22 protein-coding genes and 1 pseudogene are annotated in these 21,700 nt (G+C 72.8%); 14 read left to right on the top strand and 9 right to left on the bottom strand.

Annotated features, from left to right (window positions below):
* The first annotated feature begins 155 nt into the window (after positions 1–155).
* The 4 genes from ABZ478_RS12050 (at position 156) to ABZ478_RS12035 (ending at position 4,761) form a co-directional block, all read left to right on the top strand.
* Complete coding sequence (locus ABZ478_RS12050; protein ID WP_358933018.1) at positions 156–1,448, top strand: aspartate kinase; 1,293 nt, start codon at positions 156–158, stop codon at positions 1,446–1,448.
* Positions 1,445–2,518 carry an aspartate-semialdehyde dehydrogenase gene (locus tag ABZ478_RS12045; RefSeq protein ID WP_359547836.1) on the top strand — a complete coding sequence of 358 codons (1,074 nt, stop codon included), beginning with the start codon at positions 1,445–1,447 and terminating at the stop codon, positions 2,516–2,518. The genes ABZ478_RS12050 and ABZ478_RS12045 overlap by 4 nt, the downstream gene beginning before the upstream one ends.
* A 318-nt stretch (positions 2,519–2,836) precedes the next feature.
* Positions 2,837–3,529: a SigE family RNA polymerase sigma factor gene (locus tag ABZ478_RS12040; RefSeq protein ID WP_359547834.1), complete on the top strand. Its 693-nt coding sequence runs from the start codon at positions 2,837–2,839 to the stop codon at positions 3,527–3,529.
* Positions 3,526–4,761: a hypothetical protein gene (locus ABZ478_RS12035; protein ID WP_359547832.1), complete on the top strand. Its 1,236-nt coding sequence runs from the start codon at positions 3,526–3,528 to the stop codon at positions 4,759–4,761. Before ABZ478_RS12040 ends, ABZ478_RS12035 begins: the two co-directional genes overlap by 4 nt.
* A gap of 73 nt (positions 4,762–4,834) precedes the next feature.
* Here the strand turns inward: ABZ478_RS12035 and ABZ478_RS12030 are convergent, their stop codons facing one another.
* Complete coding sequence (locus ABZ478_RS12030; protein ID WP_359547831.1) at positions 4,835–5,653, bottom strand: SURF1 family protein; 819 nt, start codon at positions 5,651–5,653, stop codon at positions 4,835–4,837.
* Between the two features lie 193 nt (positions 5,654–5,846).
* Between ABZ478_RS12030 and ABZ478_RS12025 the strand changes: the two genes are divergently transcribed.
* Complete coding sequence (locus tag ABZ478_RS12025; RefSeq protein WP_359547829.1) at positions 5,847–7,655, top strand: prolyl oligopeptidase family serine peptidase; 1,809 nt, start codon at positions 5,847–5,849, stop codon at positions 7,653–7,655.
* Between the two features lie 293 nt (positions 7,656–7,948).
* On the opposite strand, the gene ABZ478_RS12020 is transcribed toward ABZ478_RS12025, so the two are convergent.
* Together ABZ478_RS12020 and ABZ478_RS12015 are read right to left on the bottom strand one after the other, a co-directional pair.
* Positions 7,949–9,805, bottom strand: a complete 1,857-nt coding sequence (locus ABZ478_RS12020) for an NAD-binding protein (RefSeq protein WP_359548320.1) — start codon at positions 9,803–9,805, stop codon at positions 7,949–7,951.
* 104 nt (positions 9,806–9,909) lie between these two features.
* Positions 9,910–10,830, bottom strand: a complete 921-nt coding sequence (locus ABZ478_RS12015) for a hypothetical protein (RefSeq protein WP_359547827.1) — start codon at positions 10,828–10,830, stop codon at positions 9,910–9,912.
* A gap of 281 nt (positions 10,831–11,111) precedes the next feature.
* Here ABZ478_RS12015 and ABZ478_RS12010 point away from each other — a divergent pair, with 281 nt between their 5' ends.
* Positions 11,112–11,585: a carboxymuconolactone decarboxylase family protein gene (locus tag ABZ478_RS12010; protein WP_358933006.1), complete on the top strand. Its 474-nt coding sequence runs from the start codon at positions 11,112–11,114 to the stop codon at positions 11,583–11,585.
* Positions 11,586–11,628: 43 nt separating this feature from the next.
* On the opposite strand, the gene ABZ478_RS12005 is transcribed toward ABZ478_RS12010, so the two are convergent.
* The 3 genes and pseudogenes from ABZ478_RS12005 to ABZ478_RS11995 all read right to left on the bottom strand — a co-directional run bounded on the left by ABZ478_RS12005 (position 11,629) and on the right by ABZ478_RS11995 (position 13,879).
* Positions 11,629–12,600: a hypothetical protein gene (locus ABZ478_RS12005; protein ID WP_359547825.1), complete on the bottom strand. Its 972-nt coding sequence runs from the start codon at positions 12,598–12,600 to the stop codon at positions 11,629–11,631.
* A 271-nt stretch (positions 12,601–12,871) separates the two neighbouring features.
* The gene (locus tag ABZ478_RS12000) at positions 12,872–13,090 is read right to left on the bottom strand and encodes a DUF397 domain-containing protein (RefSeq protein WP_359547822.1); all 219 of its coding nucleotides are present in this window, start codon (positions 13,088–13,090) and stop codon (positions 12,872–12,874) included.
* Positions 12,996–13,879: pseudogene (locus ABZ478_RS11995) on the bottom strand (helix-turn-helix transcriptional regulator). The gene ABZ478_RS12000 and the pseudogene ABZ478_RS11995 overlap by 95 nt, the downstream one beginning before the upstream one ends.
* A gap of 181 nt (positions 13,880–14,060) precedes the next feature.
* On the opposite strand from ABZ478_RS11995, the gene ABZ478_RS11990 reads away from it, so the two are divergent.
* The 4 genes from ABZ478_RS11990 to ABZ478_RS11975 are packed head-to-tail and all read left to right on the top strand — an operon-like array spanning position 14,061 to position 16,949.
* A complete protein-coding gene (locus ABZ478_RS11990; RefSeq protein ID WP_359548319.1) occupies positions 14,061–14,540 on the top strand; it encodes an ATP-binding protein in 480 nt (159 codons plus the stop codon).
* 8 nt (positions 14,541–14,548) lie between these two features.
* Positions 14,549–15,511, top strand: coding sequence for a nitronate monooxygenase (locus ABZ478_RS11985; protein ID WP_359547819.1), 963 nt, complete (start codon positions 14,549–14,551; stop codon positions 15,509–15,511).
* 45 nt (positions 15,512–15,556) lie between these two features.
* Positions 15,557–15,973, top strand: coding sequence for a BlaI/MecI/CopY family transcriptional regulator (locus ABZ478_RS11980; RefSeq protein ID WP_359547816.1), 417 nt, complete (start codon positions 15,557–15,559; stop codon positions 15,971–15,973).
* Positions 15,974–16,007: 34 nt separating this feature from the next.
* Positions 16,008–16,949, top strand: coding sequence for a M56 family metallopeptidase (locus ABZ478_RS11975; RefSeq protein ID WP_359547813.1), 942 nt, complete (start codon positions 16,008–16,010; stop codon positions 16,947–16,949).
* A gap of 34 nt (positions 16,950–16,983) precedes the next feature.
* Here ABZ478_RS11975 and ABZ478_RS11970 read toward each other — a convergent pair whose 3' ends face one another.
* The 3 genes from ABZ478_RS11970 to arsM all read right to left on the bottom strand — a co-directional run bounded on the left by ABZ478_RS11970 (position 16,984) and on the right by arsM (position 18,978).
* Positions 16,984–17,439 carry a TerB family tellurite resistance protein gene (locus ABZ478_RS11970; protein WP_358933000.1) on the bottom strand — a complete coding sequence of 152 codons (456 nt, stop codon included), beginning with the start codon at positions 17,437–17,439 and terminating at the stop codon, positions 16,984–16,986.
* Positions 17,440–17,551: 112 nt separating this feature from the next.
* Positions 17,552–18,022, bottom strand: coding sequence for a hypothetical protein (locus tag ABZ478_RS11965; protein WP_359547811.1), 471 nt, complete (start codon positions 18,020–18,022; stop codon positions 17,552–17,554).
* Positions 18,023–18,084: 62 nt separating this feature from the next.
* Positions 18,085–18,978, bottom strand: a complete 894-nt coding sequence (gene arsM / locus ABZ478_RS11960) for an arsenite methyltransferase (RefSeq protein ID WP_359547809.1) — start codon at positions 18,976–18,978, stop codon at positions 18,085–18,087.
* A 110-nt stretch (positions 18,979–19,088) separates the two neighbouring features.
* Between arsM and ABZ478_RS11955 the strand changes: the two genes are divergently transcribed.
* From ABZ478_RS11955 to ABZ478_RS11940, 4 genes are all read left to right on the top strand, one after another.
* A complete protein-coding gene (locus ABZ478_RS11955; RefSeq protein ID WP_359547807.1) occupies positions 19,089–19,460 on the top strand; it encodes a metalloregulator ArsR/SmtB family transcription factor in 372 nt (123 codons plus the stop codon).
* Entirely contained in the window at positions 19,457–20,230 is a 774-nt protein-coding gene (locus ABZ478_RS11950; RefSeq protein ID WP_359547805.1) for an MIP/aquaporin family protein, read from the top strand. Before ABZ478_RS11955 ends, ABZ478_RS11950 begins: the two co-directional genes overlap by 4 nt.
* 57 nt (positions 20,231–20,287) lie before the next feature.
* Positions 20,288–20,710 carry an arsenate reductase ArsC gene (locus ABZ478_RS11945; protein ID WP_359547804.1) on the top strand — a complete coding sequence of 141 codons (423 nt, stop codon included), beginning with the start codon at positions 20,288–20,290 and terminating at the stop codon, positions 20,708–20,710.
* Between the two features lie 107 nt (positions 20,711–20,817).
* On the top strand, positions 20,818–21,597 hold the full coding sequence (locus ABZ478_RS11940) for a calcium-binding protein (RefSeq protein WP_359547802.1): 780 nt from the start codon (positions 20,818–20,820) through the stop codon (positions 21,595–21,597).
* Positions 21,598–21,700 lie beyond the last annotated feature (103 nt).

Here is a 21,700-nt window from a genome sequence, read left to right as displayed (position 1 = left end):
CGCACTGTGACGCGGGGCACTTTGCGCGTGCCCCGCGCGCGGCTGGGCAGGTGCCGGTTGCGGGCGTCCGGTGTCTCACCATGCGGGAGCAGGGGGGCGGAAAACGGACGCTCGGTAAACTGAGCCGACATAAACGAACCGAGCGAGGAGCGCACGTGGGCCTTGTCGTGCAGAAGTACGGAGGCTCCTCCGTAGCCGATGCCGAGGGCATCAAGCGCGTCGCCAAGCGGATCGTGGAAGCGAAGAAGAACGGCAACCAGGTGGTTGTCGTCGTTTCCGCGATGGGCGACACGACGGACGAGCTGATCGATCTCGCCGAGCAGGTTTCACCCATGCCTGCCGGCCGGGAGTTCGACATGCTGCTGACCGCCGGTGAGCGCATCTCCATGGCGCTGCTGGCCATGGCGATCAAGAACCTGGGGCACGAGGCCCAGTCGTTCACCGGCAGCCAGGCAGGCGTCATCACCGACTCGGTCCACAACAAAGCCCGGATCATCGACGTCACGCCGGGGCGTATCCGCACCGCGCTGGACGAGGGCAACATCGCCATCGTCGCCGGGTTCCAGGGCGTCAGCCAGGACAAGAAGGACATCACCACGCTCGGCCGCGGTGGGTCCGACACCACGGCGGTGGCCCTGGCGGCCGCCCTCGACGCCGAGGTGTGCGAGATCTACACCGACGTGGACGGCGTGTTCACCGCCGACCCGCGCGTGGTGAAGAAGGCGAAGAAGATCGACTGGATCTCCTTCGAGGACATGCTGGAACTCGCGGCCTCCGGTTCCAAGGTGCTGCTCCACCGCTGTGTGGAGTACGCCCGCCGCTACAACATCCCGATCCACGTCCGCTCCTCGTTCAGCGGGCTGCAGGGCACGTGGGTCAGCAGCGAGCCGGTCGCGCAGAAAACACAGCAGCAAGGGGAGAAGAAGGTGGAGCAGGCCATCATCTCGGGCGTCGCGCACGACACCTCCGAGGCCAAGATCACCGTCGTCGGTGTCCCGGACAAGCCGGGCGAGGCCGCCGCGATCTTCCGCACCATCGCGGACGCCCAGATCAACATCGACATGGTCGTGCAGAACGTGTCCGCGGCCTCCACCGGGCTCACGGACATCTCCTTCACCCTGCCGAAGACCGAGGGCCGCAAGGCCATCGACGCCCTGGAGCGCAACAAGGGCGGCATCGGCTTCGACTCCCTGCGCTACGACGACCAGATCGGCAAGATCTCCCTCGTCGGCGCCGGCATGAAGACCAACCCGGGCGTCACGGCCTCGTTCTTCGAGGCACTGAGCGACGCGGGCGTGAACATCGAGCTGATCTCGACCTCCGAGATCCGTATCTCGGTCGTCACCCGCAAGGACGACGTGCCGGAGGCCGTCCGCGCCGTCCACACCGCCTTCGGGCTCGACTCCGACACCGATGAGGCCGTCGTCTACGGAGGCACCGGCCGATGACCGGCAAGCCGACGCTCGCGGTCGTGGGAGCGACCGGAGCCGTCGGCGCGGTCATGCTCCAGATCCTGTCCCAGCGCGCGGACGTCTGGGGCGAGATCCGTCTGATCGCCTCCCCGCGCTCGGCCGGCCGCAAGCTGGCCGTGCGCGGCGAGGAGATCGAGGTGACGGCCCTGACGGAGGACGCCTTCGCCGGGGTCGACGTCGCGATGTTCGACGTGCCCGACGAGGTCGCCGCCGAGTGGGCGCCGATCGCCGCCGCGCGCGGCGCCGTAGTCGTCGACAACTCCGGCGCCTTCCGGATGGACCCCGACGTCCCGCTCGTCGTGCCCGAGGTCAACGCGCACGCGGTGCGCAGCAGGCCGCGCGGGATCGTCGCCAACCCCAACTGCACCACCCTGTCGATGATCGTCGCCCTGGGCGCGCTGAACGCCGAGTTCGGGCTGCGCGAGCTGGTGGTGTCCTCGTACCAGGCGGTGAGCGGCGCCGGGCGGGCCGGTGTGGACGCCCTGCGGGCACAGCTGTCCCTGGTCGCCGGGACCGAGCTGGGCACCAAGCCCGGTGACGTACGGCGGGCCGTCGGGGACGACACCGGGCCCTTCCCGGAGCCGGTCGCGCTCAACGTGGTCCCGTGGGCCGGGTCGCTGCGGGAGGACGGCTGGTCCTCGGAGGAGATGAAGGTGCGGGACGAGTCCCGCAAGATCCTCGGACTGCCCGCGCTGCCGGTCGCCGTCACCTGCGTCCGGGTACCGGTGATCACCACGCACTCCCTCACGGTCCACGCCCGCTTCCAGGGCGAGGTGACCGTCGACGGCGCCCGCGAGATCCTCGCCACCGCGCCCGGTGTGGTCCTGTGCGACGACCCCGCCGCCGGCGAGTTCCCCACCCCCGCCGACGTGGTGGGCACCGATCCCACCTGGGTGGGGCGGGTCCGGCGCGCGCTGGACGACCCGACCGCGCTGGAACTCTTCGTGTGCGGGGACAACCTGCGCAAGGGCGCCGCGCTGAACACCGCGCAGATCGCCGAGCTGCTGGCGGCGGAGATCACGGGAGAGACTGTCGCTCGCGGCTAAAACGCTTGTAGCATCCACATAAGGAATGTGGCCGGGAGCATGGGCTTAACCGCTTGATCCGCGCTCCCCGGCGACAGAGGATTTTCCTCCCCGTCCCCCGCAACCGCGCGGAGGGCGGGGAGCGTCTTTGCAGTGACCCTTGCGAGGCGTGGGCGTGAGGATCCGGCGTGGGGACGTCGGGATCCGGGTGGGGACGCCTGTTCGAATGGGACATAAAGGAAGAGCGGGGCGCATGACGGCTGTTGAGGAACCGTCGGTTGTCGCACATGTGACGTCCGGCACGTACAACCCTCTTGGGGGGAAGCGTGTCCAACTGGCGTGGCAGAGGTACTCGAACTCAGTGCGGCCCGCGGCACCGCGGCCCTCCGACCGCCCCGTGCGGCGCTCCGGCCGCGCATGCCCGGCGGCATGCCGGTGATTGCGCCCATGCCCGCAGCGCGGCCCACCCGCATCCCCAGCCAGCGTGACGGCTCCGACGAGACCGCGGCCGCCGCGCCGGCCGCGGAGACCGTGGCCGCCGGCACCACCGTCGACCACCTCACCGAGACCTACCGGGCGCACTACCGCTCGCTGCTCGGTCTCGCCGCGCTGCTCCTCGACGACACCGCCTCCTGCGAGGACGTCGTCCAGGAGGCCTTCATCCGCGTCCACTCGGCCCGCAAACGCGTCCGCGACCCCGAGAAGACCCTCGCCTACCTGCGGCAGACGGTCGTCAACCTGTCCCGTTCCGCCCTGCGCCGCCGCATCCTCGGCCTGAAGCTGCTCTCCAAGCCGATGCCGGACATGGCGAGCGCGGAGGAGGGCGCCTACGACCAGCTCGAGCGCCGCGACCTCATCAAGGCGATGAAGGGCCTGCAGCGCCGTCAGCGCGAGGTCCTGGTGCTGCGCTACTTCGCGGACATGACCGAGGCCCAGGTCGCCGAGACGCTCGGCATATCGCTGGGCTCGGTGAAGGCGTACGGCTCCCGGGGCATCGCCGCGCTGCGGGTGTCCATGGAGGCGCTGGCATGAGCGAGCACACGGAGCACGGCGACGAGGGCGTCCCGCCCGAGGATCTCTCGCCCGAGAACCTCTCGCACGAGCGCCACGAGCCCTACGCCTGGCACGAGCCGACGCAGGGCCACGAGCAAGAGCACCCGCAATCGCACGCTGGGAACGGAACTGTGAACCACGGCCCCGACGAAAAGGGCTCCCAGGAGCCCGGCACGGGCCTCGACGCGCTCGACGGGCTCGGCTCGGACGAGGTGGCCCTGCGCGGTCTGCTGCACTCGGCGGTCGGCGACATCGAACCGCGTACCGGCACCCTCGACCACCTGCGCAGGGCGGTACCGGCCCGCCGGGCCCGCAAGCGCCAGGCCGCCGTCGGCATGGCCGCCGCGGCCCTGTTCATCGGCACCGCCATCCCCGCCCTCGTCCACGTCTCGAACTCCGGCGGCACCGACCCCAACACCGCCATGGCGGGCCAGTCCTCCGAGGCGCAGGGCGGCGCCACCCAGGGAAAGGACCCGCAGGCCGGCACCGGCGGCACCGGCGGCTCCCGCGGCAGCACCCCCGGGAAGGACAAGGACGACGGCAGGACCGGTGACCGGGGGACGACCGGCAGCGGCGACGGCTCCGCGGGCGCCGCCGATCCGTCCGCCCCCACGGCCTCGGGCGCCGGGCTGTGCACGGCGGCCCAGCTGAGTTCCGTCACCGGCGGCGCCGACGCCCCGGACTCCACGGGCGTCGTCTACGGCACCTTCCGCGTCACCAACACCTCGGGCGCCGCCTGCACCGTGACCGGCGGGGTCGTGGTCAGCGCGACGGCGCAGGGTGCGGCGGACCAGGCCAAGATCGGCGTCGTCCGGCATGTGGCCGGGGACGCGGCGGCCGCGCTGCCCGACCCCTCGCTCGAGGTCGCCAAGCTGGTCCTGCAGCCCGGCGCCGCCTACGAGGAACGGTTCGCCTTCGTTCCCTCCGAGACCTGCCCCGCCAGTGGTGGCACCCCCTCCACCGGCGGCTCCGACGGCGGCGGCGAACCGTCGCCCGACCCGTCGCCCTCGCAGGACGCGAGCGCCGGCGGCGGCACGGAGACCGGCGGCACCTCGGGCACCACCACCCAGCTCGTCACCGAGGAGGGCACGGCCGACGGCAGCGTCCTCGTCGGCTACACCGGCGAGACGGGTTCCCCGTCGACGTCCGCGACCGTGTCCAACGCGTGCGCGGGCACGGTGTACTACACCGGGGTGCTGGCGGCGTCGTAGCCCTCGGGCGGGCTGACGGGCCCAGGACGGCGGGCGGCGGCCGGAAGGGAAGCCGCCCGCGGCCGCCGCGCCCTCAGACGGCGGTGGGAGCGGAGGGGTTCCCCTGCTCCTCGCCCTCCCGTTCCTGATCCTGCTCCGGCACCAGACCGAGCGCAGCGTCCCGCTGGAACTCCAGCTCGCGGCGCAGCAGCCGGAACCACATGAAGACCACGAAGCCGGCGAAGACGAACCACTCGCCGGTGTAGCCGAGGTTCTGGAAGGCCTTCAGGTCGAGACCGGTGCCGTCGGGCGCGGTCGCGGGCACGGCCTTCATCCCCGCGTCGGCCCGGTCGAGGGTGACCCAGGCGTCGTACAGCCGGTCGGGCACCAGGTTCACCAGCGTGGCCGAGCTGATCGCCGCCGTCTGCCCGGCGGGCAGCCCGCCCTGGGCGCCGGCGCCGTTGTCCCCCGGTGTCTCGGAGGCCTGCAGCGCTCCGGTCACGGTGACCTCGCCGCCCGGTGCGGCGGGCGCCCTGGCCGCGTCCGCCGTGCCCGGCAGCCAGCCGCGCACCACGGGCAGGGACCGGCCGGAGTCGGTGCGCAGCAGGGTCAGCACGTAGAAGCCGCTCCGGTCGTCCAGCTCCCGGCCGGGCACCAGGAGCTGCCTGCCGTACCGGCCGCTCGCGGTGACCCGCCATCCCGAGGTGTTCTTGTCGACGGGCAGCATCGAGTCCAGGGGCCTGGCCGTCTCGTGCCGGTCCGACGCGGCCCGTCCGGTCGCGGCGCGGTGGTCCTGCACCCGCCCCTCGAACCGGCTCAGCTGCCAGGACCCCATGAAGACGCAGAACGGGATGGCGAGCAGCACGAAGACGTTGATGCCCCACCAGCGGGGAGTCAGCAGAAACCGGTACACGCCCACAACGGTACGGCGCCCGTGCCACCGTCCCGTCCCGGGGTCGGCCACGCGCGCCGGCCGCCTGTGTACGCACTTGTGTACGTATCTGTGTGCGGACCACGTGGGCATGATCGGGAAGTTGTCCACAGGCTGGGGGCACCGTCAGCGGATTGTCGGTCGGGCCAGGCACTATGGGCGCATGACTGGGGCCATGAGTGAGAGCAGGACACCGGACACACCGGACATGCCGGACTGGGAGAAGCGCTTCCGGGCGCCGCGGGTCTCGCTGCCCGACTGGGCCGAGGACGCGCCGGACCGCTCCCTGTTCGTGTCGAACGCGACGGGCACGTACGAGCTGTACGCCTGGGACCGGTCGACGGGCGAACAGCGGCAGGCCACGGACCGGCCGAACGGCACGACGGACGGCGTGCTCGCCCCGGACGGCGCGTGGATCTGGTGGTTCGACGACAAGGACGGCGACGAGTTCGGCGTCTGGCGCCGCCAGCCGTTCAAGGGCGGCGCGGACGAGACGGCCGTCCCCGGCCTCGACCCCTCCTACCCCGCCGGTCTGGCCCTCGCCCGGGACGGCCGGACGGCGGTGGTCGGCCGCTCCACGGACGACGAGGGCACGACCATCCACCTCGCCCGCGAGGGTCAGGCCACGCTGGAGATCTACCGCCACCGCGAGTCGGCCGGCGTCGGCGACCTCTCCCACGACGGCACCCTGATCGCCATCGAGCACACCGAGCACGGCGACGCGATGCACGCGGCCCTGCGCGTGCTGCGCCCGGACGGCACGACGGTCGCCGAGCTGGACGACACCAAGGGCGGCACCGAGGAGCTGGGCCTGGAGGTGCTGGGCTTCGCCCCCGTGGACGGCGACACCCGGCTGCTCATCGGCCACCAGCGCCGGGGCCGCTGGGAGCCCCTGGTGTGGGACGTGGCGGCGGGAACGGAGACGGACCTCTCCCTCGACCTGCCCGGCGACGTGAGCGCCGAGTGGTACCCGGACGGCACCGCCCTGCTCGTCGTCCACGGCTACGAGGCCCGCAGCGAGCTGTTCCGCTACGACCTGGCCGCCGGCGAGCTGACCCGCATCCCCACCCCGCCCGGCACGGTCTCCGGGGCCACGACCCGGCCCGACGGCAGCGTGGAGTTCCTGTGGTCGTCGGCGGCCGAGCCGCCCGCGGTGCGCTCCACCTCCGGCCGCGTCGTCCTGGACCCGCCCGGCATGAAGTGCCCGCCGTCGGTGCCGGTGGAGGACGCCTGGGTGGAGGGACCCGGCGGCCGCATCCACGCCCTGATCCAGAAGCCGGCGGGCGCGACGGGCCCGCTCCCCACGGTCTTCGACCTGCACGGCGGCCCGACCTGGCACGACAGCGACGCCTTCGCCGCCGGCCCGGCCGCCTGGGTGGACCAGGGGTACGCGGTGATCCGCGTCAACTACCGGGGCTCCACCGGCTACGGCCGCGCCTGGACGGACGCCCTGAAGCACCGGGTCGGCCTGATCGAGCTGGAGGACGTGGCCGCCGTGCGCGACTGGGCGGTCTCCTCCGGCCTCGCCGACCCGGACCGCCTGGTCCTCACCGGCGGCTCCTGGGGCGGCTACCTCACCCTCCTCGGCCTCGGCACCCAGCCGGAGGCGTGGGCGGTGGGCATCGCGGTGGTGCCGGTCGCGGACTACGTCACGGCGTACCACGACGAGATGGAAGCCCTGAAGGCCATGGACCGCACCCTGCTGGGCGGCACCCCGGAGGAGGTCCCGGACCGCTTCGAGGCGTCCTCCCCGCTGACCTACGTCGACCAGGTCAAGGCCCCGGTGTACATCTCGGCGGGCGTCAACGACCCCCGCTGCCCCATCCGCCAGATCGACAACTACGTACAGCGCCTCCAGGCCCGCGACGCGCCGCACGAGGTCTACCGCTACGACGCGGGCCACGGCTCCCTGGTGGTCGACGAGCGAATCAAGCAGGTGACCCTGGAACTGGCCTACGCCGACAAACACCTGAACCACGCCTGACCCCACGCACCCGACCACGTCGGCTACCGAGGGGTCCTCTCCCTTCCGGCGGGGTCGGGGCCCTTCTCAGCCGGCCGACCACCCAACCACCCGTGTCGGCTGAACCGAGGGTCCTCCCTTCCGGCAGGGCCCGGGCCCTTCTCAACCGACCGACCACCCACGCACCCACCCACCTCGGCTGAACCGAGGGTCCTTCTCCCCTCCGGCAGGGACCAGGCCCTTCTCAGCCGGCCGAGACGGGTGGGTGTGGTGGGCGAGGGCCCGGGGTCCAGGGGGCGGAGCCCCCTGGGCGCTCACCCCAACTCTGCCAGCCCCCGGCGAGTAGCGGCGACGACAACCCGGTCACCAGCCCGCAGCACATACTCCGGGCCCACATCCACCTGCCCCTCCACCGCCAGCACCCGCCACGCCCCGCCCCGGAACGCCGCCCCCACCGTCCGCCCCTCCAACTCCGCATGCCCGGCCACCGACACCGAGGCGAACAGCAGCACTCTCCGCTCCACCGGCAGAGCCCCCAGCACCTGCCGCCCCAGCATCGCCCCGGCGAACGCGGGCGCCGACAGGTGCGACACACTCCGGCTCCGCGTCGGCGCACCGGGATGCGCGGCCCGCAGCGTCCGGTACACCGCCGTCGCGAAGTCGTCGTCGAACAGCCGCAGCACCACCCGGACATCCGGCCGCACCGACCGGGCGTACAGCGCGGCCTCCAGATTGGTCGTGTCCGCGCTGGTCACCGCGAGCAGCGCGTACGCGCGGTGGATCTTGGCCGCCTCCAGCACCCCTTCCTGCGTCACGTCCCCCAGCACCACCGGCACCCGCAGCCGCCGGGCCGTCGCCAGCCCCCGCGCCTCCGGGTCGGCCTCGACGCACACCACCGGGACGTTCAGTTCCCGCAGCCGGGTCAGCACCCGCGTACCGATCTTCCCCAGCCCCAGCAGCACCACATGCCCGCCGAGCCCGCGCGGCGGCTTCCGCAGCGCGGAGGCGCTCCGGAAGGTGCCCAGCGCTTCGAGCACGGCCGCCAGCAACACCGGCAGAAGCAGCAACCCGACGAGCCCGGACAGGAGTTGGAGGACCTGACGTCCCAGCGACGCCCCGATCGCGGGATCGTCGATGGCGAACAGGTCCAGCAGCGTCAGATAGAAGGCCGGCAGGGCACCGATGTCGGTGACCACCCACAGCGCGACGGCGAGCGCGACCACACACGCCACCAGCCCGGCCAGCGACCAGCGCAGCCGCCGCGAGAAGAGGGAGGCGAGCGGCGGTACGACCCCGCCGCCCACCCCGACACCACGTCCCGCCGCGTCCGGCGCGGCCCCGCCGACGGCCGACACCTGCTCCAGCACCAGGGCGGACCGTCCGCGGGCGAGCCGCACCTCGTCGTCGTCCGGCAGCAGCCGGGGCTCCTGCTCCCCGCCGTGCCCGTTCCCGTCGGCCCGCGCCGTTCCACCGGGCCCGCCGCCGTTCGCGGAGAGCAGCGCCAGTGTGCACAGCCCCTGGTCCGGGAGTTGTCCGCCCCGGGCCGGCGGCCGTTCGACGGACCGCAGCAGCAGTCCGCCGGCCTGGACGACCTTGGTGGTGCCGGCGACGGCGGCCGCGGCCAGCGCGGGCGCGGCGGTGTCGGCGTCGGACAGCACGGTCGTGGAGGCGTCCGGCCCGCCGTCGGGTCCCTCGCCGGAGGCCAACGTGGCCGCTTGGTCGAGGAGTTCCTCGATGTGCTGGCCCAGCCTGCGGTTGTACAGCCGCAGGACGAGCCGGAGGCGCGGGTTGAGCCGGCGGGCGGTCAGCGCGGCCCGGATGTTGGTCTCGTCGTCGTCGTACACGAGCGCCAGCGCCGAGGCCTGCTCCACCCCGGCCTCGGTCAGTACGGCTTCGGTGACGTCGACGGCCTCCAACACCCTTACGCCGTCGACGCCTTGTGCGTTCCCGCCGGTCCCGGCGAACCCGCCGATGCCGCTGCCGGCCCGTCCGACGGCGGCACTGACCATCCGGTCGAGCAGCGCGACCGAGGCGGCACGCGCCCGCCCGACCACCGGGGGCCGGGCCAGGCGCTCGCTCGGCGGCACGACGAGGGTGACCTGCTCGCCGTGGAAGGTGCGCAACTCGGCGGTCAGCCGGTGTGCGAGAGCGTCGTCACCGCACACCACCATCGTCGCCGTCCCGGAGCCGGGCCCACCTTGGTTCGGAACGCTCGCCACGAGGAAGAAGACTGCCTCATGCCGATAGGTGGTTCCAGCAACCGGATGAACTCAGGTCAGCCGAGGCACACCACGAGCAGGCAGAGCTGGGAGGGCGAGGTGGCCGCAGGCGAGGGACTCGTCGCGGACGTCCCCGAGCCGGTGCCCCCGCCGTTCGCGGGCGCCGAAGTGGCCGGCGTCTGCGCCGTCGAACCGGTGCTCCCGGAACCGGACCCGGAACCGGAACCGGACCCCGACCCGGTCCGAGCACCGGATCCGGACCCGGACACCGATCCGACGGTCTGTGTCACGGCCCGGGTCACGGCCGGAAGCGGCGAGGCGGCGGCGTCCGGTCGGCTCGGCGCGGTGGTCCGCGTCGAGGCGGCCATCGTGTGCCGGCCCTGCCCGCCGGACGCGGAGCGATGGGAGTCGGCGTGTGCGGGTGCCGCCGGGGTGTGCGCAGGGCGCGGAGCCCGGTGACGGCCGGTGGGCGGTGCCACGTCGGGCCGGGACTCGGCGGCGGTCTGCCGCTCCGCTACGCCCATGCTGTGGTTGTCGGACGCCGAGGCCGCCTGGGCCCGGTCGCCGGACTGCCGGTCCATGGAGGCCAGCGTGAGCCCGCCGCCGACGATCGCGAAGGCGGTGGCGACCGCCGCCCGGCGCTTGTTCTTCTTCCAGCGCACGAGCTGCCGCCGCCGGGCCGCCCGGCCCTGCGAAGCGGCAGGACGAACCGCCACCTCGCCGGACGGCTGGAACCGGGGCGCTCCGCCCGTACCGGCCGGCACTGGCTCTTCGGCGGCGTCGAGGGAGTCGTCGTACCAGTCACCGGTGCCGAACGCGTCGAACGGGTGCGTCTCCGCCCCCGCCGTCGGTATGCCCGGCGTCGCACGCGGCGTGCCCACCGCCACCGGCGGAGCGATGTCAGGGGCGTAGGCGCCGCACCCGGGACACACCAGGGCGCCGTTCAGATGCCGACGGCACGAGGAGCAGTAGTCCATTTACGGTCTTCCTGAGTCGGCGGCGCCTGCGGCCACGGCCGGGGCCAGTTCACGTTCGTACGGGAGATCGAGCGGCAACGGTAACGAGGCGTTCCGCAGACTGTGTGCGGTCTGTGTGGCGCTCCTGCACACATTTCCTGCGGATCCATGACCGACCCGGGATCGCCGGTCTCCGCACCTCGCTCGCCTGAAGTGAGCCAGGTCACAACCGTTGCTGTCACATCTCTCCGGCCCACTCCGTCAATGAGGTGTAGCCAACAGCAACCGCACAGGAGGACGTCATGGACGCTCGCTTGAACCTCTTCGCCAACCCGGTCGCCGGCAAGTTCTTCCGCTACATCAACTCGGCCGGGAAGGTCCTGTCGGACTCGACGCTGCCGCTCGCCACGCAGGAACTGGTGAAGCTGCGTGCCAGCCAGATCAACGGCTGCGGCTTCTGCACCGACATGCACAGCAAGGACGCCGCGCACGCGGGGGAGACCGCGATCCGCCTCAACCTGGTCGCCGCCTGGAGGGAGGCGAAGGTCTTCACCGACGCCGAGCGCGCCGCGCTGGAGCTGGTCGAGCAGGGCACCCGCATCGCCGACGCGGCCGGCGGCGTCAGCGACGAGGCCTGGGCCGACGCGGCCAAGCACTACGACGAGGACCAGCTCGGCGCCCTGGTCTGCCTGATCGCCCTGATCAACACCTACAACCGCATGAACGTCATCGTCCAGCAGCCGGCCGGCGACTACGAGCCGGGGATGTTCGGCTGAGGAGTGCGCCGGCCGCGCCCATGCGCGCACCCGGCCGACGGGCTCAGCACGCCCTGCTCAACAGGCCTCCGGGCCGGCAGTCGCGGCAGTGGCCGGGGACCGGGGCGCGGAAGGCGCGGTCGCAGCCGTCGCAGTTCTGTAGCGGCTGGGCGGGTGGGCGGACCACGGGATGTGGCGGCTCGGGCGGGGCGGGCAGGGGTGTCTCGCGGAGGCGGAAGGCGAGGATGTGGGCCGGCCGGGCCCGCAGGCTGCCGGGAAGCCCCGCCGTGAGCAACCCGGTGATCTGGGCGGAGTCGAGCCCCGCCGCCAGCCAATCGGCGACGGCCGGGGCGAGCCGCGCGGCCTCCCGCCCCGAGAGCACCAGCCGGGGATCGACCCGGCGCAGCGCGGCGAGCACGGCGACGGCCCGCGGATCGGCGTCCGCGAGCGGGGCCGGAGCCTGTGCCTCGGCCTCGGTGTCGGCCCGCAGAGCCGGGGCCGGAGCCTGTGCCTCGGTCTCGGTCCCGGCCGGTGACGCCGGGGACGCCTGGGACGGCCGTTCGGCCGAGGCGGCTGTGGACTCGGCCCGTGACTGCGCGGGGCGCGGCCGGATCGGCTGACGACGCGGCTTCGGGGGCCGGGGCGGCCCTGCGGGCGGCTCGGGTGGCCCGTCGGGGCCCGGAGCACCGCCGGGAACGTCGTACAGATACGTCCGGGTGCGGATCTGCCCGGAGGACAGCCGCTCGCGCCGCCGTTCCAGATAGCCGGCCGCTTCGAGCTCCCTCAGTGCCCGCGAGATCAGGATCTCGCCCTCGGTGAAGTGCTCGCACAGGGCGGCGATGCTCACGGGGGAGCCGTCGGGCAGCGAGAGGATGTAGGCCGCGACGCCGATCGTGACCGCGCTGCCGCGCCGCTGTGCGAGGGCGTTGGAGAGCACGGTGATGTCGGCGGTGAGCCGGGTGCGTACGTGAATCACGCCGGAGGTCGGAGCTCCGGCGTCGGCGCGCAGGCGCGCGTTAGACTGCGAGTCAGCCATCGGGAAGGGGCTTACTTCCTGATCGGTCAGGCCCTCGATCGGGATGCCAGTCCCGGCCGGGGGCCGTATCTGTTTGCGGTTGTCGCGGTGAACGTAACCGTCCGTATCCCACCCTTGCAAGCTGGTCACCCGGACGGGTGAATGGCGGGGAGGGCGGGTGGGCGGGTGGTTCTTTCCCCCGGTTCTTTCCGGAGAACGGCGGCCCGCCGGACCCTCGCGAACGAGGACCCGGCGCCCCCGGAGCACCGCCGCCGCCCGGGACCCGGCGCACTCATCCCCGGTGTCGGCCGGTCTTCAACTCACTTATGAAAGCGGCCCAGGAGGCGGCATCGAAGGTCAGCGCGGGCCCGTGCGGGACCTTGCTGTCGCGGACCGGGACGACGCCGGGGAGTCCGTCAGCGACCTCGACGCAGTCTCCGCCCTCCTGATTGCTGTAACTGCTCCTGCGCCACACGGCGCCGTTCGGTTCGGGACGGAACCTTCGCTCCACGGTGGCTGCCCTCCAACACGGATCGGATCATGTCGAGCGACATGAGCGGGGGCAGGGCTGCTGCCCGTAGCCGATCGTAAGTGAGTGCGAGCCGCCTGATCTCGTCCGGTTCCTCGACGAGTTGGCCGTGGTGTGCGCCCTCCGTGTACGCCGCCTCCGAACCGTCCGGCAGCTCGAGGAGCGTCAGCGAGCCGCCCATCGCGTCGTGGGCCCCTGGTCGAACGGCAGCACCTGCAGAGTGATGTGCGGTTCCGCCGCGGTCCCAAGCAGTCGCTCCAGTTGCTCGCGCATCACGTCACGGCCCCCGACCGGACGCCTCAGCACCGCCTCGTCGAGAACAACCCACAACCGGGGCCGGTCGGCCGAGCGGAGCCGCTCCTGGCGACCGAGGCGCGCGGTGAGCCGCTCCTCCAACTGCTCCTGACTGCTGAGCGTCATGCCGACGCTGAGGACGGCACGCGCGTACGCCTCCGTCTGGAGCAGGCCCGGCACCACATGCGCCGCGTACTGCCCGATCGACACCGCCCGTTCCGAGTGGGCCATGAACGCCCTCGACCAGTCCGGAAACGCCTCCCGATAGACGTAGGGCCACAGTTCGACCAGCAGATCGTCCCCGCCCAGCGCGGCGTCCAGCGCTCGTGCCAGCTCCAGCGTCGGCTTCGCCCCGGAGGCCCGTTCGATCTGCGTGATGCGGGTGCTCACCACGTGCGTCACCGCGCCCAGTTCGGCCTGGGTCAGCCCGGCCGCCGTACGGAGTCTGCGTACCCGTGCGCCGAAGAGCGCCGCCATCGACGTACTGGGGTCGATTCCGTTGGCCAAGGCGTCACTTCCGTTCCTTACGAGCCGAAAAGTAAGGCTGCGTCCCCTTCCGAGCGTAGGGCCGCCCGGCCAACCTTGAGTACGGAACGTGACGACTCGCGTACGGCTCGGGGCGTCCGACGGCTCGACAGGCAAGGACGGACACGGCGTGCTGACAGGAACGACCACCTCGGCCGAGGACCCGCGGCTCGTGCTCACGGCGCAGTTCGCGTCGACACCCCGCGGCGCGCGTCTCGCCCGGCGCATGAGCGTGCGGCGCATGGAGGAGTGGGGGTACCCGCCGGCCTCGGACACGTCGTGCGCGGTCGCCCTCGTCGTCGGCGAACTCACCGCGAACGCCGTCCAGCACGGCCGCGTCATGGGCCACGACTTCCGGCTCCGTCTCGACCTCGACGCGGCTTCGGCCCTGGTGCGGATCGAGGTGTCCGACGCCGCCACCGCGAAACGACCGCCTTCCGCCCCGCCTTCCTCGTACCCGGAGGGCGAGTCGGGCCGCGGCCTGCTCCTCGTGGACGCCCTGGCCGCACGCTGGGGCTGGACATCCCGGCACCCCGTGGGCAAGACGGTCTGGGCGGAGGTGGAGATGCCGGCCGGTGCGGGGGATGTCCCATGCGCTCGCGTGGGACGATGATGGCGGCCATGGCGTTGTCGACGGCGTTCACGAAGTTGTTCGGTGTACGGCACCCGATCGCGCTGGCGCCCATGGGCGGATCCGCCGGGGGCGCGCTGACGGCGGCGGTCTCGCGGGGCGGTGGGCTCGGGCTGCTCGGCTCCGGCGACGGCGATCCGGACTGGCTGGCCCGTGAGGTGCCCCTGATCCGGCGGGGCACCGCTCAGCCCTGGGGCGTCGGCTTGCTGACCTGGCGGATCGACGCCCGTGCGGTCGAACGGGTACTGGAGCACCGGCCCAGGGCGGTGATGTTCTCCTTCGGGAACCCGAGCGCGTACGCCGAGTCCGTACGGCGGGCGGGCGCCGCACTCATCGTGCAGGTCACCGACATGGAGGAGGCCCGGCAGGCGGTGGACCTGGGCGCCGACGTCATCGTGGCGCAGGGCACCGAGAGCGGCGGGCACGGGGCCCGGCACGGGCGCTCCACCCTGCCGTTCGTACCGCTGGTGGTGGACCTGGCGGGGCCGGTGCCGGTGCTCGCGGCGGGCGGGATCGCCGACGGCCGCGGACTGGCGGCCGTCCTGGCCCTCGGGGCCGCCGGGGCGCTGATCGGCACCCGCTTCCAGGCCACGGCCGAGGCGCTGGTCCACCCCTCGGTCTCCGCCGCGCTCGTCGACGGGCGCGGGGAGGACACCGAGCGCAGCCGGGTACTGGACATCGTCCGTGGCTCCCGCTGGCCCTCCCGGTACACCGCCCGCACCCTGGGGCACCCGTATCTGGACCGGTGGCGCGACCGGGAACCGGAGCTCGCCGCGGACGCGCGGGCCCGGCAGGACTACCAGGACGACGTGGCGCGGGGCGTGGTGCCACCGCTGCCGGTGTGGGCGGGCGAAGCCGTCGACCTCGTCACGGACCTGCCCCCCGCGGCCGGCCTGGTGGGCGCCATGGCCGACGGTGCCGAGGAAGCCCTGCGCCGGGCGGGCAGACCCTGACCACGGCACGGGTGCGCCCCGGCGTGTCCCTACGATGTACCGCCCATGACATGTGGGACAGCGGAAGGGAGACAGGGTGTGACGGCTGACCGGCGGCGTTCCCGGCGCGGGCAGGGCGAGCTGGAGGCGCAGGTCCTGTCGGCGCTGCGGGAGGCGGGCGGGCCCGCGACGGCCGGCTGGGTGCAGGATCGCCTGGGCGGCGACCTCGCCTACACGACGGTGGTCACGATACTCACCCGGCTGCTGGCCAAGGGCGCGGTCACCAGGGAGCGGGCGGGCCGGTCCTTCGCCTGGACGCCGGTGTCGGACGAGGCGGACCTGGCCGCGCGGAAGATGCGCAAGGTGCTGGACGCCGGCGGCGACCGGCAGGCCGTACTGGCCAGCTTCGTCACCGGCCTCGGCCCGGAGGACGAGCGGCTGCTGCGCGAACTGCTGGGAGAAGACCTGCTGGGGGACGACTGAGGCCCGATGGAGGCCTTATGAGGGGAGTCTTCTGATGGGAGTCTTCGTCTTCCTGCCGCTGGTGCTGCCGTTGACGGCGTGGCCGGTCGCGCGCCTGGCCGAACAGCACCTGCATCCCCGTGGCGCCACGCGGCTGCTGACCGGTGTGGCGGCGGTGATGGCGGTGTGCAGCACCGTGTGCCTGGGCCTGGTGATGGTGGTCGGCACCGCCCAACTCCCCGGCAACCCGCTGCCGGACGCGTGGTCCGACCCCGAGGTGCGTGCCGCGGTGCCGTACGACGCGATCGCCGGGAAGGCGGCGATCCCGGCCCTGTGCTCGGTGGTCGCGGCCTGCGGCCGGGCCCTGTGGCGCCATGCCCGCACCCGGCGCCGCGCGCACCGGGCCCTGGCCGGCCTCCGGGGCACCGGGGTGGCCGTACTCCGCGACGAGGCGGCGTACGCGTACGCGCTGCCCGGTGGACGCGGACGCGGGGACCGCGTGGTGGTGACGACGGCCCTGCTGGACCGTCTCCGCGGGCCCGGTGAGCGCAGGGCCCTGTTCGCCCACGAGCGCGCCCACCTCGCCGCCCGGCACCACCGCCTCCTCCTCGCCGTCCACCTGGCGGCGTGCGCCAACCCGTTCCTGCGCCCGCTGCGCACGGCGGTGTCGTACACGGCGGAACGGTGGGCGGACGAGGAGGCGGCCCGCGCGGTCGGCAGCCGCCGGACGGTGGCCCGCGCCATCGGCAGGGCGGCCCTGTCCTCGCACCGCGCCCCGGCCGCGACGCTGCCGTGCCTGGCCGCGCCGGGGCCCGTCCCGCGCCGGGTGGCGGCGCTGCTCGCACCGGCCCCGGCGGGGCGCCACTGGCCGCCGGCGTTCACCTCGGTGGGCCTGGCGGCCTGGGGCGCGGCGGTGGGCACGGCCGTGTCCGCCATGTCGTCGGCGAACTCGGCCGTGACGATGTACCTCGTCCTGAAGGCGGCGACGCCCCTCTGAGGGACCGGGCGCCGCCGCCTTCAGATCCGTTCAGTCAGAGGTCGAACTCGTGCGGCGGCAGATCGAGCGCGTAGCACGCCTCCCGCACGACGGCCTGCTCGTCCTTGTCGAAGTCGCCGTCGGCACCGCCGATGACGATGCCGATCTGGATCACCGCACGGGCCTCGGCGGGCTTCTTCTTCGCCTTGGCGATCTCCTGCATGACGCTCACCTTGCCGAAGGCGAAGTCGGCGGTGAGCTTGTTCAGGTTGTCCTCGAAGCGCCGGCGCAGATCGTCGGCGGGGAAGTTCTGCAGCACCTCGTTGGTGCCGATGAGCTGGGCCACGCGCTGCCGCTCGGAGGGATCGACGGTCCCGTCGGCAGCCGCGACCAGCGCGCACATGGCCATGCTCGCGTCGCGGAAGGCGCCGCTCTTGAGGTCGTTCTTCTTCGCCACCAACTGGGTCTGCATCTGAGACGCGGACTCCTTGACGCGATCCCACAGGGCCATGCCAACCAACTCCACATGCGATAGAAGGCGTTGCGGCCACCAGGAAGGGCGACCGCATCTTCTACAGCAACGTAGAAACCGGCGGCGGGGTTCCCGGGGTGCGGTGGGCGGGTCAGGCTTCCTGGCTGCTCAGGTCGCGCCGCAGGACGACACGGGCCGCGCGGGTCGCGTCGCCGTGTGCCTGCCGGGCGGCGTGATAGTCCGCCGATGTGATGTCGCGACCCGAGGCGAGTACCTCACGGACCTCGCGCAGCGAGTGGTACGACGCGTCGATCGCCGTGGCCACGTCCTCGGTCGCCGTCAGTATCAGCCGCTCCCGGGCCTCGTCGCACCCGGACGCCTGGAACGCCTGCCTGATCCTGCTACCCCTGACCTGCGGGCTCGCGTGATCCTCGTCCGCGGCCAGCCGCATGGCCTCGTGCGCCCGGCGGAAGGCCACGAGACAGTCCACGTAAGCGGTCTGCCGGTCCCGCAGCCTCGTCTCCCTGCTGGCGCGCCGCCACCGTACGTGCTCGCCGGCCAGCGTGGCGCCTACGCCGAGCACGGCCCCCAACCCGGTCCCCACCAGACTCCCCCACTCCACATCGGCGATCGTGCCACACGGACGGCTGAACCGGCCGCGTTCAGCGGCCGGTTCGCTCGGCGTCAGTCCCGGCAACCGCATCCCGACGCCGACTTGGCCTCGGACACGCCGAGAGCCGGGTCGGCCGCCGTTTCGGTCTCCGTGCAGCAGGAGGTGACGCCGCAACAGGTGCCGGCCGGCGTGACGGCACCCGCGGCCGCCTCGGAGGACACCGGCTTACGGGCCCGGACGATGGCGGAGTGCATGCCGTCGGCGACCGCGTGGGCCGGGGTGATCTCGATGTCCGCGAAGCCGGCGGCCTCCAGGCCCGTCCGGTACTCGGCGAAGGAGAGCGCGCCCGCGATGCAGCCGACGTAGTCGCCGCGTTCGGCCCGCTGGGCCGGGGTGAGGGAGTCGTCGGCGACGACGTCGGAGATGCCGAGCCGGCCGCCGGGCCGCAGCACGCGGAAGGTCTCGGCGAAGACGGCCGGCTTGTCGACGGACAGGTTGATCACGCAGTTGGAGATGACCACGTCGATGGTGCCCGCGGGCAGCGGGACGGCCTCGATGGTGCCCTTGAGGAACTCCACGTTGGTGGCGCCCGCCTTCTCGGCGTTGGCCAGGGCCAGGGCGAGCATCTCCTCGGTCATGTCCAGCCCGTACGCCTTGCCGGCCGGGCCGACGCGGCGCGCGGAGAGCAGGACGTCGATGCCGCCGCCGGAGCCGAGGTCGAGGACGCGCTCGCCGTCGCGGAGTTCGGCGACCGCGGTCGGGTTGCCGCAGCCGAGGGACGCGGCGACGGCCTCGGCGGGAAGGGCGTCGCGCTCGTCGGCGGCGTAGAGGGCCGAGCCGAAGTTCTCGTCGACCTCGACCGGCTGCGGCCCGCAACAGCCGGTCCCGCCGCCGGTGACCTCCGCGGCCGCGGCCGCGTATCGCCGGCGGACGGTTTCCCGCAGGTCCGTGGACTGCTCACGCATGGCTTCCTCCATGACTTCCCCCATGACTTCCTGCATGACTTCGAAGAGCCTGTATCGATGTCTGTCGATGCAACCTTGCGCCCTGATTCGATATACGTCAACATAGAGGTATGTCGAAACAAGAGCTTGAGGTGATCGGGCAGGACGCCGGCTGCTGCCGGGGCGTGGCGTCCGCGCCGTTGGGCGACGAGCGGGCGGCCGAACTGGCGAAGGTGTTCAAGGCCCTCGGCGATCCGGTCCGTCTCCGGCTGCTGTCGATGATCGCCTCCCGCGACGGCGGCGAAGTCTGCGTGTGCGAGATGACACCGGCCTTCGAGCTCTCCCAGCCGACGATCTCCCACCACCTCAAACTGCTCCGGCAGGCCGGCCTCATCGACTGCGAGCGCCGGGGAACCTGGGTCTACTACTGGGTCCTCCCCGGCGCCCTCGCCCGGCTCGCGACGTTCCTGACCACCCCCGAGACGGCGGGAGCCACCACGTGACCCCGCCGCTCGGCCGCCGCGCCGCGGCCGAGGCCGTGGGCACCGCGCTGCTCGTCACGGTCGTCGTCGGCTCCGGCATCCAGGCCACCGGGCTCTCCCACGACGCCGGGGTGCGGCTCCTGGCCGACTCCCTTGCCACCGTGTTCGGTCTGGGCGTGCTGATCACCCTGTTCGGCCCGGTGTCCGGCGCGCACTTCAATCCCGCGGTGACCCTGGCCGTCTGGTTCACCGGCCGCCGAGCCCCGGACGGCCTCGCCGCGCGGGACGTCGCCGCGTACGTTCCCGCGCAGATCGCGGGTGCGGTCTGCGGTGCCGCCCTGGCCGACGCGATGTTCGCCGAGCCGCTGGTGCGCTTCTCCGCCCACGACCGCTCCGCCGGCCACCTGCTGCTCGGCGAGGTCGTGGCGACCGCCGGACTGATCGCCCTGATCCTCGGCCTCGACCGCACCGCCCGCGCCGCTCTGGCGCCGGTCGCGGTGGCCTCGTACATCGGGGCGGCCTACTGGTTCACCTCCTCCACCTCCTTCGCGAACCCGGCGGTCACCATCGGCCGCGCCTTCACCGACACCTTCGCCGGCATCGCCCCCGCCTCCGTACCGCCGTTCATCGCCGCCCAGCTCCTGGGAACGGTGGTCGGCCTGGGCGCCGTCGCGGTCGTCCACGGCCGTCCCGGCCCAGCGTCAAAAAAGGCCGTGCTCCGCGACCGTCCGGCGCAGGTCGCGGACCCGGGCCCCCTCGCGCACGGCGAGCCCGAACCGGCTTCCCCCTGAGCCGGTCCACTCCCTTCACACCCGTCCCCGTCCCGCCTCCGAGAAGGACCCCAGGCCATGAGCGCCCCCACCCCGCGCCCCTCGGTGCTGTTCGTCTGTGTCCACAACGCCGGCCGCTCCCAGATGGGCGCGGCCTTCCTCAGCCACCTCGCCGGTGACCGGGTCGAGGTCCGCTCGGCCGGCTCCGCACCCGCCGGCACCGTGAACCCGGCCGTCGTCGAGGCCATGAAGGAGGTGGGGATCGACATCTCCGCCGAGACCCCGAAGATCCTCACCACGGACGCCGTACGCCTCTCCGACGTGGTGATCACCATGGGCTGCGGTGACACCTGCCCGGTCTTCCCCGGAAAGCGCTACCTGGACTGGCGGCTCCCCGATCCCGCGGGCCAGGGCGTCGAGGCCGTCCGGCCGATCCGCGACGAGACGGAGCGTCGGGTCCGCGCCCTCCTCGCCGGCCTCGCCGTCTCCCCGACGGCCTGAGACCCGCCTGCCGGGTGCGGGCGCCGAAACGCCGGAACGACGTGGTGAACCACCGGACGACGCAATACGCTCCCCTTGATCGATCACCATCCCGTGGGGGGACATCCATGCGTAAAGCCACGCGCTTCGCCCTGCTCGGCACCAGCGTCGCGCTGGTCACCACCGCGATCTGCGCCACCACCGCCCAGGCGGACGACGGCGGCAAGGGCGACATCACGATCGACAAGGTCGTCGTCAACGGCGGCAAGCCGGTCGTCGTCGGTACCACCAAGGTGGTGTCCGCCAAGGTCACCGTGACCGCGTCGGACGACTCGGGCATCGCCGAGACCACGTACATCAGCGCCTCGGGCCCGAAGCCGAACTTCGCCCAGATCTGGGACGACGAGATCACGTGCGTCAAGGCGAGCGCCACCACGTCGACCTGCACGGGCACGCTGACGTTCGACCCGCAGGCGTCGACCGGCTTCGTCGACAACAACGCGGCGGCCACCTGGAACCTCGGCACGCTCGTCTCCGCCAACGACTACGACTACATCCACCGGGACGCGGCCACCACGTTCAAAGTGCAGCGCTACTCGAAGCTGACGGTCAACGCCTCGCCGGAACCGGTGAAGAAGGGCCGGACCGTCACGGTCACCGGCAAGCTCTCCCGCGCCAACTGGGAGGACAACGAGTACCACGGCTACACGAACCAGCCGGTGAAGCTGCAGTTCCGCAAGAAGGGCAGCAGCACGTACACCACGCTGAAGACCCTCACGTCCGACTCGACGGGCAACCTCAGGACAACGGTCACCGCCTCCACCGACGGTTACTTCCGCTACAGCTTCGCGGGCACGGCGACGACGCCGGCCGTCAGCGCGGCAGGCGACTTCGTGGACGTCCGCTAGCCACGCTCCCGGTTCCCGTCCCTGCGGCCGCCACCGTCCGCGAGCTCCCGGCCGGTACGCAGGGCGGCTCGGCCCGGACCGCCGCGGTGGCGGTCCGGGCCGG

This window comes from Streptomyces sp. NPDC005706, assembly GCF_040631045.1.
In the GTDB taxonomy this organism is placed as follows: Bacteria; Actinomycetota; Actinomycetes; order Streptomycetales; family Streptomycetaceae; genus Streptomyces.
The sequence above is the reverse complement of the archived record's forward strand: the minus strand, read 5'-3'. Positions and strand labels throughout refer to the sequence as shown.